Genomic DNA, 10,972 nt, shown 5'->3' on the forward strand with positions numbered 1-10,972 from the left:
ACTCCAATTTCGCCGAGCGTGTGGAGGAGACAGCGCCCAAGTCGTTACGCCATTCGTGCAGGTCGGAACTTACCCGACAAGGAATTTCGCTACCTTAGGACCGTTATAGTTACGGCCGCCGTTTACCGGGGCTTCGATTCAAACCTTCGGGGTTACCCCCTAAGCTCTCCTCTTAACCTTCCGGCACCGGGCAGGCGTCAGTGCCTATACGTCGTCTCTGCGACTTTGCAGACACCTGTGTTTTTGCTAAACAGTCGCTTGGGCCGATTCTCTGCGACCTCTCTCCCCTCGCGCGGGCAAGCCGCGCTCAAGTACTGGAGGTTCCCCTTCTCCCGAAGTTACGGGGACATTTTGCCGAGTTCCTTCTCCACAGATCACTCGAGCACCTGAGGCTACTCGCCTCGCCTACGTGTGTCCGTTTGCGGTACGGTCACATGATGCACTCCCCGCCGAGGCTTTTCTCGGCAGCCTGATTAGGCAGACTCACGGAGGCAAGCCTCCGCTTGGCATCAGGTCTCGGCTACCCGGGTCTTTCATCCCCCGGGACCGCCTACGCCCTTGCACCGGCACAACCGTCGGCCGGCCCTGCTTTCACTCCTGCGTCCCCCCTGCGGGTGGTAACGCACATCACGTGGTTCAGGAATGTTCACCTGATTCCCATCGCCTACGCCCTTCGGCCTCGGCTTAGGGTCCGACTAACCCAGGGCGGACGAGCCTGCCCCTGGAAACCTTAGGCTTTCGGTGCGGGGGATTCTCACCCCCGTTCTCGCGTACTCATTCCGGCATCCTCACTTCTGGCCGCTCCACGGGAACGTTTCCACGCCCGCTTCTCCGCTACCAGAACGCTCCCCTACCATCCCGCCCTAGAGGCGGAATCCGTGGCTTCGGCGTCGAGCTTCAGTCCCGACCATTATCCGCGCAGACGCACTTGACTGGTGAGCTATTACGCACTCTTTCAAGGAATGGCTGCTTCTAAGCCAACCTCCCAGTTGTCTGTGCACATCCACATCGTTTCTCACTTAGCTCGCACTTCGGGGCCTTAGCCGACGGTCTGGGTTCTTTCCCTCTCGCGGACGCACATTATCGCGCGTACCCTGTCTCCCGGAGTCCATCTAAGCGGCATTCGGAGTTTGGTAGGAGTTGGTAACCCGGTGGGGCCCCGCGTCCTTCCAGTGCTCTACCTCCGCCAGACACGCTCCGAGGCACTACCTCAATAGTTTTCGGGGAGAACCAGCTATCTCCGAGCTTGATTGGCCTTTCACCCCTACCCACAGCTCATCCCAAGCTTTTTCAACAGCAACGGGTTCGGACCTCCACTCGGTGTTACCCGAGCTTCATCCTGGCCATGGGTAGATCGCTTCGGTTTCGGGTCTACCCCCACGTACTCTGCGCCCTCTTCAGACTCGCTTTCGCTGCGGCTCCGTCCCTGAAGGACTTAACCTCGCACGTGAGGAGTAACTCGCCGGATCATAATGCAAAAGGCACGCAGTCAGAAGCCGCACCCGCTCCGAAGAACGAGTACCCTTCCTCCTACCGCTTGTAGGCACACGGTTTCAGGTTCTATTTCACTCGCCGCCAGGCGTTCTTTTCACCTTTCCCTCACGGTACTGGTGCACTATCGGTCACGGACGAGTATGTAGCCTTGGAGGGTGGTCCCCCCAGATTCCGACGGGATTTCTCGTGTCCCGCCGTACTCAGGTACCCGGATCATCCACTGGGGCTCTCTTTCGCATACGGGGCTCTCACCCGCTCTGGCGGACCGTTCCAGGTCGCTTCTGCTAAAGAGTCCATGTGGACGGGTCTAGCCCCATCCAGGCCCTACAACCCCCGGGTCTCCCCGGGTTTGGGCTCTTCCCGTTTCGCTCGCCGCTACTCGGGGAATCTCGTTTGATTTCTTTTCCTGGGGCTACTTAGATGTTTCAGTTCACCCCGTTGGCTCCTCTCCACCTATGGATTCAGTGGAGGGTGACAGCCCATGACGGCTGCCGGGTTTCCCCATTCGGGCATCTCCGGATCTCTGCCTACGTGCGGCTCCCCGAAGCTTTTCGCAGCTTATCGCGCCCTTCTTCGCCTGTCCGTGCCAAGGCATCCACCGTGCGCCCTTTTCCGCTTGACCGGATTGTCTGCACATCCCATATAGGGACGCGCCTCTCCCGGTCCACCGCCAAAGGTGCTCTTCCTCAGCGAAACCTACTCCCTTCCCTCTTGACCCGTGTTTTCAATCAATCCTGTCGCGGCAACCGTCCCGCCGCGGAGCCCTTAATACTAGCGGCTCGCCCCCGTTTCGTCAAGCCTCGGCCGACTCCGTTTCGCAGCCGCCGCGCCGTCCGTTTGTTGGGGGCGCATATAATAATGGGGCCCACCCCGGCCGTCAAGGCCCCGTATCGATCTCCGCCGCATCCCCCGGATCCGGGGCCGGATCGTCCCACAGGAGCCGCGTCCCGAGCGCCCACAGCCCGAGTGCGAGGAGCCCCACGAGCTGCCCTGCGGGGCGGGTGGGCTCGTGCTCGGCGAGGATGCGCCGGACCGACTCGGCCGCGTTTCCCAGCCCGAATGCCTCCCCCGGCGCCGGGCCGACCCGCTCCCAGAGAACGGGGATCACGGAGAACTTGAGCAGGGCGAGGAGGAGGGCCAGGCTGGCGAGCGAGGCCATGAGGCGGGTCCGCGTCCCCGCGGTGAGGGCGCCCCACGCCGCGAAGGCGAGCACGAAGACGACCATCCACTCGATCACGCCGGGTGGCGGAAGGAGCAGCTCCAGGAGCTGCGCGTTCGCCGCCGTACCGTACCCGACCGCGAGCCACCCCAGCCACCCCGCGGGACGGATCCACCCCCGCCGCAGGAGGAGCACGTAGGTGAGGAGGAGGGCGAACACACCCTCCGGGAGACCGGGAACGCGGTAGCGCACTCCCTCCGCCACGAGGTGCACACCCGCGAGGGCGGCGCTCCCCAGGAAGAGGAGCGCCGCGGCCACGGCTCGCCGCGCGGGGGTCAGCGCCGCGGAATCCATTCGAGCGGCCCGGGCCGCAGCTTGGTGCGGAGGTCGGTCGCGAGCGCTTCGGCACGCTGACGGATGGCGGGAGAGACCGGAGCGGCGACCACCCGCTCGGTGGCGGCGAGCGCCTCCCGCAGCGTGGCGTCGTCGTCGCGGCGCCACCAGGGAGAGGACGCGGCAGCCAGGAGCAGCGCGGAGCGGTCCAGCACCATGCGGCCCCACAGCTCGGTCGCGACGCCCGCCTCCACGGAGTCCGAGGCCAGCTCGCGCGCGGACCAGGCGGCCTCGGCCGCGGCGGTGTACTCGCGCGCGGCCGAGGCCGTGTCTCCCGAGGCGAGGGCCGCCGCGGCCGCGCGCTCCCGCTCCTCCGCCCGGGCGATCCGCGGCTCGAACGCGCTGGGACGGACCGCGACCAGGGTCCGCGTCCGCGCCTCGGCTACGGTCTGCGGGGCGCTCCGGTAGAGGAGGAGCACGCCCACGGTGAGGAGGGCCAGCAGCGCCAGCCCGCCCCCCACCCAGGGGTCCCGCAGCACGGGTGAGTTGGTCATCGCGCCTCCTCCCTGGCGACCCCGCGCTAGGCTGCTGCCGGCGGAGTCCGGTTCCCTGCCTCCATCAGCTCGCGCACGTCCTCCTCGCGGACCGCGAAGTCGCCCAGACGGCTCCGGTGGGGGCCGTGCCAGTCGGACCCGCCGCTGCGGAGCAGCCCCAGCGCGCGCGCCGCGGTCTCGAAGAGGAGCGACTCGGCGGGGGGGTTGTTCGGGCGGAAGCACTCCACCCCGTCCATCCCCCACGCCGCGAAGGTCCGGATCTCCCGGTCGAACACCTCCACCGGCGGGTGCGCCCAGACGGCCACCCCCCCGGCGGAGTGGATCATCTCGATCGCTTCGCGCACCGACGGGAAGTCGGTGAGCACGAAGGCGCTCCTCCCGTCCGCGAGGTAGCGGTCGAACGCTTCCGCGTAGTAGCGGGTGTGCCCCCCCGCGAGCAGCGCGCGGGCGATGTGCGGGCGCCCGATGGACGACGCGTCCGGCCCCGCCTCGCGGACGACGTCCTCGTACTCCAGCGGGATCCCCTGCTCCTGCAGCCTTCGCACCATCCGCTGCGCGCGGTCCACACGGCGGCCGCGGGCCCCCTCGGAATGGCGGCGCATCGGCTCCGAGTCCGGATCCACGAAGTAGCCCAGGACGTGGATCTCCGCGTCGGCGTGTCGCGTGCTGATCTCGATCCCGGGGACGACGCGGATCGCGCGCTCGCGCCCGGCCTCCATCGCCTCGCGCACCCCGCCCACCGTGTCGTGGTCGGTGAGCGCGATCACGTCCAGGCGGCCCGCCACGGCGGCATCGACCACGGCCGCGGGGGAGAGGTGCCCGTCGGAGGCACGGGAGTGGAGGTGCAGGTCGATCCGTTTCATCGCTCTCCGGAAAAAAGCTCACCGCCGGACGCTGCGCCGACGGTGAGCGAAGGTGCTGCGCCTGTACCCTACCGCCGCCAGGCGAAGCCGAAGCCCCAGTCGGCCCCCTCGCCGAGGTTGGCCCCGAAGCGGAGGATGAGGTTGGGGGCGATGCCCAGGTCGAAGCCCACGTCGGCCAGGACCTCCAGGTCGAGCTCGTCGTCGCCCCCGAAGCCGTTGATGAAGGCGATGCGCGGGTGGATGTACGGGGTGAACGCGAAGCCCGGGGACAGGAAGGTGTGCCCGGCCGTGAGACCCGCCTGGAAGCCCAGCGCGTCCGCGTCGCCGATGGCGGCCTGGATCCCCGCCGTGAAGGCGAGGCCGAAGGGGGCTCCGGCCAGGGGGATGGGGTTCCGGAACTCGCCGCCCACCAGGAGCGCGTCGTCGGGCCCGTCCGCGAACCCGACGCGCAGCCCCAGGGGGCCGCCCCGCCAGATCCCCTCGATCGCCAGGTCCCCCGGATCCCTCGGGCTGTCTCCCACGTAGACGCCGATGTCGTTGGTCATCCGCGGCGACATGTACGTGGGCGTGAACACCTGCGCGCCCGCTGCGCCGGCGGATACGGCCGCTAGGCCGAGTGCGGCGAGCGTGCGGGTGAGCCAGGAACGCGCCATCTCCGTATCTCCATCTGCTGTTTGGACAAACACTTGCCGCCCCGGGGGCGGCGCTGGCGCGTCGCTCCGAATCAAGTTTCGGACCACGCCGGAGCAAACGGAGCGGCCCCCGCCGCTCCTGCGAGCGGCGGGGGCCGTCCACGTCCCGGATCCCTCCGCGGTCAGGCCGCGGCGGCGTGCTCGCTGAGCACCGTCACGGTGTCGTTCACCACCTGGAGGAAGCCGCCGGAGACGCGGAACTGCGCCACGTCCCGGCCGTTCTCGATGCGCAGGACCCCTTCCCCGAGGAGCGCCATCATCGGCGCGTGCCCCCGCAGGATCCCGAGCAGCCCGTCGTGCGCGGGGACCACCACCTGGGCGGCCGTGCCCTCGTAGACGGTCTGCTCCGGCGAGAGGACGGAGACGCGCAGCGCCCCCGCCCCGGCACCGGCGCCCGCAGCGGGGGCCGCCATCAGCCGCCCTGCTCCAGCTTGCGGGCCTTCTCCACGGCGCCCTCGATGCCGCCGACCATGTAGAAGGCCTGCTCCGGGAGGTGGTCGAACTCGCCGCTCACCACGCGCTCGAACGACTCGATGGTGTCCTCCAGCTTCACGTACTCGCCGGGGGTGCCGGTGAACTGCTCGGCCACGTGGAAGGGCTGCGACAGGAAGCGCTGGAGGCGCCGCGCCCGCCCGACGATCACCTTGTCCTCCTCGGTGAGCTCGTCCATCCCGAGGATCGCGATGATGTCCTGGAGCTCCTTGTAGCGCTGCAGGATCCGCTGCACCGAGGTGGCGACCTGGTAGTGCCGCTCCCCGATGTACTGCGGGTCCAGGATCCGGCTGGTGGAGTCGAGCGGATCCACCGCCGGGTAGATCCCCAGCTCGGAGATCGCGCGGGAAAGCACCGTGGTGGCGTCCAGGTGCGCGAACGCGGTGGCCGGGGCCGGGTCCGTGAGGTCGTCGGCCGGCACGTAGATCGCCTGCACCGAGGTGATCGAGCCCTCGCGGGTGGAGGTGATCCGCTCCTGGAGCTGCCCCATCTCGGTGGCCAGCGTCGGCTGGTAGCCCACCGCGGAGGGCATGCGGCCCAGCAGCGCCGACACCTCGGAGCCCGCCTGCGTGAAGCGGAAGATGTTGTCCACGAAGAAGAGCACGTCCTGCTTCTCGACGTCGCGGAAGTACTCCGCCACCGTCAGCCCGGAGAGCGCCACGCGGAGACGCGCGCCCGGCGGCTCGTTCATCTGCCCGTACACCAGGGCGACGGACGACTCCTCCAGGTTCTCGTCCTTGATGAGCCCGCCCTCCTTGAACTCCAGCCAGAGGTCGGTGCCCTCGCGGGTGCGCTCGCCGACGCCGGCGAACACGGAGCGCCCGCCGTGCCCCTTGGCGATGTTGTTGATCAGCTCCATGATGACGACCGTCTTCCCCACGCCCGCGCCGCCGAAGAGGCCGATCTTGCCGCCCTTCACGTACGGGGTGAGGAGGTCGAGCACCTTGATGCCGGTCTCCAGGATCTCGGTCTTGGCCTCCAGGTCCACGAACTTCGGGGCCGGACGGTGGATCGGCCAGCGCTCCGCGGACTGCGGGATCACGCCCGCCTCGTCCACGGGCTGCCCGAGCACGTTCAGGATCCGGCCGAGCGCGGGGCGCCCGACGGGGACGGTGATCGCCTCGCCGGTGTCCACGATCTCCATCCCGCGGACCACGCCGTCGGTGGACTCCATGGCGACGGCGCGCACCTGGTTGCGCCCGATGTGCTGCTGCACCTCGAGCACGATCTCGGCGTCCACGCCGTCGGTCCCCGGGCGGGTCACCCGGAGCGCGTTGTAGATGTCGGGGAGGGTCCCCTCGAACTCCGCGTCGATCACCGGACCGATCACCTGCACCACGCGGCCCACCTTGGCGGCGCCGGTCGGGACGGTGGCCCGATCAGGGGCAATGGCTGCCATCTATCGTTCTCCTTGGTTGGGTTCCGTCTAGTCCAGCGCCGCGGCACCGCCGACGATCTCGGCGATCTCCTGCGTGATGGCCGCCTGCCGCACCCGATTGTAGGTGCGGGTCAGCCCCTCCAGGATGTCGCCGGCGTTGTCGGTGGCGTTCTTCATGGCGGTCCGCCGGGCGCCCTGCTCGGCGGCGGCCGTCTCGACCAGCGCGCGGTACACCCCGTTGCGCACGTACAGGGGGAGGATCCGGTTCAGGATCTCGTCCGCGGAGGGCTCCAGGATGTAGTCCGTTCCGCCCCCGCTCCGCTCACCCTCGGCCGGTGCGGGCACCGGGAGGAGCTGCAGGGTGGCGGGCGGGGTGGAGAGCGCGGAGACGAAGCGCGCGTACACCACGTACACGGCGTCCAGCGTGCCCGCCGTGAAGTCGTCCATCAGGTCGTTCACCAGCCGCTCGGCGTCCGCGGCCGACGGGCGGTCGCTGATGTCGTTGACCGCGCTGCGTAGCGTCTCGCCCTGGAAGCGGAAGAAGGAGATCCCCTTCTTCCCGGCGATGTGCAGCTCCACCTCGACACCCCGGCCGCGGAGGTCGCGCAGCAGGGTCCGCGCCTCGCGGATCAGGTTGGCGTTGAAGCCGCCCGCCAGGCCGCGGTTGGAGGTGAGCAGGACCACGGCGGCACGCCGCACCTGCTCCGGCTGCCGGAGCAGCGGGTAGCGGACCGCCAGCTCCGGGGTCAGGAGGCGCTGGATGACCTCGCCGAGCTGCTCCGCGTAGGGTCGGGCGGCGGCCACGCGGTCCTGGGCGCGCTTGAGCTTGGACGTGGCGACCATCTCCATCGTCCGCGTGATCTTGCGCGTGTTCTGGACCGAGCGGATCCGCCCCTTGAGTTCTCTCCCTTTGGCCATGACTCCTCAGCTCTAGCGTTCGCGGGGGCCGCTCAGTAGCTCTGGCGCGCGGAGGCGGCGTTCGCCTCGGGACGCGCGGCCATACGGAGCTGCTCCTCGCCCATGCGCCGGTCGGCGTCGGTCTCCTGGAGGATGGCCGAGTTCGCGTAGTTCTCGGTACCCACCGGCGAGTGCGGGTCCGCGAACATCTCTGCGTACCGCTCGATGGACGCGCGGAGCGCCTTCTCGTTGTCGGCGGTCAGGTCCCGGTCGTTGCGGATCCCGTCCAGGACCTCCGGGTGCGTGGTGCGCAGGTAGATGTGGAAGTCGCGCTCCCACGCCCGGACCTGCGCCACGTCCACGTTGTCCAGGAAGCCATTGGTCAGCGCATAGATGATGGCGACCTGCTGCTCCACCGGCATGGGCGAGTACTGCCCCTGCTTCAGCACCTCCACCGAGCGGGCGCCGCGCGCCAGCTGGCGCTGGGTGACCGGGTCCAGCTCGGAGCCGAAGGCGGCGAACGCCTCCAGCTCGCGGTACTGCGCCAGCTCGCCCTTGAGCTTGCCGGCCACCTTCTTCATGGCCTTGATCTGCGCCGCGCCGCCCACGCGCGACACCGAGATGCCGACGTTCACCGCGGGGCGGACGCCGGAGTAGAACAGGTTAGACTCCAGGAAGATCTGCCCGTCGGTGATGGAGATCACGTTGGTCGGGATGTACGCCGACACGTCGCCCGCCTGCGTCTCGATGATGGGGAGCGCGGTCAGCGACCCGCCGCCCATCTCGTCGGACAGCTTGGCCGCGCGCTCCAGGAGGCGCGAGTGCAGGTAGAACACGTCGCCCGGGTACGCCTCGCGGCCCGGGGGGCGGCGGAGCACCAGCGACATCTGGCGGTACGCCACGGCCTGCTTGGAAAGGTCGTCGTACACGCAGAGCGTCGCCTTCCCCTTCCCGTTCTCGTCCTTGGTGTACATGAAGTACTCGGCGAGCGCGGTCCCGGCGTACGGTGCGATGTACTGCAGCGGGGCCGGGTCGGAGGCGGAGGCCGCGACGATGATGGTGTAGTCCAGGGCGCCCGCGTCCTGCAGCCGCTTCACCACGCCGGCGATGGTCGAGTTCTTCTGCCCGATGGCGACGTAGACGCAGACGACGCCCTGGCCCTTCTGGTTGATGATGGCGTCAATGGCGATGGCGGTCTTCCCCGTGCCGCGGTCGCCGATGATCAGCTCGCGCTGGCCGCGGCCGATGGGGATCAGCGCGTCGATCGCCTTGATCCCGGTCTGCATCGGCTCCTTCACCGGCTGGCGCAGCACGATGCCGGGAGCGACGATGTCCACCTGCCGCCGGGCGACGCCGTGGATCGGGCCCTTGCCGTCCACCGGCTCGCCGAGCGGGTTCACCACGCGGCCCAGGAACTCGGGGCCGACCGGGATGTCGAGCACGCGCCCGGTGCGGCGGGCCTGGTCGCCCTCCTGGATCGCGGTCCAGTCGCCCATGACGACCGCGCCGATGTTGTCCTCTTCCAGGTTGAGCGCCAGCGCGGAGATCACCTGCCCGCTCTCGCGCGCGGTGATCTCGAGCATCTCGCTCGCCATGGTCCCGCCGAGGCCGTAGATGCGGGCGATCCCGTCCTTGACCTCGAGAACCTCACCGACCTCCTCGGCCTGCAGCACGTCCTCGTACCGCTCGATCTCCCCGAGGAGGACGTTCTTGATCTCGCTCGCGCGAAGCTGGGTGTCGACCGCCATCTCTTTAATCCTTTTCCGGTCCAGCGACGCCGCTGGAGTGGCCGTTTGCCTGTTGTGAACTACTTGAGCCGAAACCGGTTACGCTATTCCTGCCCCCTGTACCGGCTGCGTCGCGCGCGGTTCCGCGCTGCGGCCCGCGGCCGGCCAGGGCTCACGCCGCCGTGGCCGGGGCGGGGAGACGGGTCTCCAGGAGGCGGCGGCGCAGGTGGGCCGCCCGGCTCCGGACCGAGCCGTCCAGGATCTCGTCGCCCATGCGGACGATCAGCCCGCCCAGGAGCTCCGGGTCCACCCGGTACTCGGCGATCACCTTCTTCCCGAGACGGGCCTCCAGCGCGCGCCGGATCTCCTCCTGCAGCAGCGCATCGGGCTCGTGGGAGATCGCCACCTGCACGCGGACCTGCCCGAGCAGCTCGTCCACCCGGTCGCGGTACGCGAGTGCGATCTCGCGGAAGAGCCCCTGCCGCCCCTTCTCCACCACCAGCAGGGTGAAGCGGAGGAAGAGGTCCGGGACACGACCGGCGAGGGTGGCCCGCAGCGCCTGCTGCTTCTGCTCCCGGGACACGCGGGGCGTCTCCAGGAACTCGCGGACCCGGGGCTCGCGCTCCAGCAGCGTGGCGAGGTCTTCGATGGCCCCCAGGTACGCCTGCGCGGTCGCGAGGCCGCCGTGGCGCTGGGCCAGGGCGAGCAGCGTCTCCGCGTAGTTCCGGGCGATGGCTTCGGCGCGCACGGGTCAGACTCCGGCCGGGACGGCGGGCCCGGAGAGCTGGCCGAGGTACTCGCGCACGAGGCGGCGGTTCTCCTCGGCGTCCAGGTTGCGGCGCACCAGCTTCTCGGCGGCGCGCATCGCCAGCTCCACGGCGTCGCGGCGGACGGCGTCGATGGTCGCCTCGCGCTCGGCGGCGATGTCGCGGCGGGCGCGCTCCATCAGCTCCTCCTGGTCGCGGCGGGCCTCGGCGAGGATGTCGGCCTTCATCCGCTCCACCTCGGTGCGGCTCTCGGCCATGGCGGCCTGGATCTCGGCGCGCGCGGTCTCCCTCTGCAGGCGGGCGTCCTCCAGGAGCGTGGCGGCCTCGGCGCGGTCGCGCTCGGCGGCCGCGGCGAGCTCCGCCAGGTGCCGCTCGCGTGCCTCGACGGCCCCGAGGATCTTCGGGTAGGCGGCCCGGGAGAGGATCAGGAGGACGATCCCGAAGATGACGATCGTCCAGACCATCAGGCCCGTGTTCGCCTCCAGCAGCCCGCCCTCCGCGGCGTGCAGCGGGGCGGCGGAGCCGAGGACGAGGGCCGTGAGAACGAAGAGCAAGCGGCGCATGGTATCTGCTCGGTAAGAAGTCAGCCGGCTGCCGCGGGAGACTCTCCCGCGGC

The 10,972-nt window shown here is 69.4% G+C and carries 10 protein-coding genes and 1 rRNA gene; all 11 read right to left on the bottom strand.

Going from position 1 to position 10,972, the window contains the following annotated elements:
- Window positions 1-2,116, bottom strand: a 23S ribosomal RNA gene (locus tag VGR37_12910); the annotation flags it as partial.
- Between the two features lie 255 nt (window positions 2,117-2,371).
- The gene (locus VGR37_12915) at window positions 2,372-3,007 is read right to left on the bottom strand and encodes a hypothetical protein (protein ID HEV2148298.1); all 636 of its coding nucleotides are present in this window, start codon (window positions 3,005-3,007) and stop codon (window positions 2,372-2,374) included.
- Window positions 2,989-3,540: a hypothetical protein gene (locus VGR37_12920; protein HEV2148299.1), complete on the bottom strand. Its 552-nt coding sequence runs from the start codon at window positions 3,538-3,540 to the stop codon at window positions 2,989-2,991. The genes VGR37_12915 and VGR37_12920 overlap by 19 nt, the downstream gene beginning before the upstream one ends.
- 26 nt (window positions 3,541-3,566) lie before the next feature.
- Window positions 3,567-4,403 (bottom strand): PHP domain-containing protein, encoded by an 837-nt coding sequence (locus VGR37_12925; protein ID HEV2148300.1) that lies wholly within the window; start codon window positions 4,401-4,403, stop codon window positions 3,567-3,569.
- 68 nt (window positions 4,404-4,471) lie between these two features.
- Window positions 4,472-5,056 (bottom strand): hypothetical protein, encoded by a 585-nt coding sequence (locus VGR37_12930; GenBank protein HEV2148301.1) that lies wholly within the window; start codon window positions 5,054-5,056, stop codon window positions 4,472-4,474.
- 161 nt (window positions 5,057-5,217) lie between these two features.
- Window positions 5,218-5,508, bottom strand: coding sequence for an ATP synthase F1 subunit epsilon (gene atpC / locus VGR37_12935; protein HEV2148302.1), 291 nt, complete (start codon window positions 5,506-5,508; stop codon window positions 5,218-5,220).
- On the bottom strand, window positions 5,508-6,986 hold the full coding sequence (atpD, locus tag VGR37_12940) for a F0F1 ATP synthase subunit beta (protein ID HEV2148303.1): 1,479 nt from the start codon (window positions 6,984-6,986) through the stop codon (window positions 5,508-5,510). The genes atpC and atpD overlap by 1 nt, the downstream gene beginning before the upstream one ends.
- Window positions 6,987-7,013: 27 nt before the next feature.
- Window positions 7,014-7,883: a F0F1 ATP synthase subunit gamma gene (locus VGR37_12945; protein HEV2148304.1), complete on the bottom strand. Its 870-nt coding sequence runs from the start codon at window positions 7,881-7,883 to the stop codon at window positions 7,014-7,016.
- Between the two features lie 32 nt (window positions 7,884-7,915).
- Complete coding sequence (gene atpA, locus VGR37_12950) at window positions 7,916-9,610, bottom strand: F0F1 ATP synthase subunit alpha (GenBank protein HEV2148305.1); 1,695 nt, start codon at window positions 9,608-9,610, stop codon at window positions 7,916-7,918.
- Between the two features lie 151 nt (window positions 9,611-9,761).
- Window positions 9,762-10,337: an ATP synthase F1 subunit delta gene (gene atpH / locus VGR37_12955; protein ID HEV2148306.1), complete on the bottom strand. Its 576-nt coding sequence runs from the start codon at window positions 10,335-10,337 to the stop codon at window positions 9,762-9,764.
- A 3-nt stretch (window positions 10,338-10,340) separates the two neighbouring features.
- On the bottom strand, window positions 10,341-10,919 hold the full coding sequence (atpF, locus tag VGR37_12960) for a F0F1 ATP synthase subunit B (protein HEV2148307.1): 579 nt from the start codon (window positions 10,917-10,919) through the stop codon (window positions 10,341-10,343).
- Window positions 10,920-10,972 lie beyond the last annotated feature (53 nt).

It is taken from the genome of Longimicrobiaceae bacterium (assembly GCA_035936415.1).
Taxonomy (GTDB): Bacteria; Gemmatimonadota; Gemmatimonadetes; order Longimicrobiales; family Longimicrobiaceae; genus JAFAYN01.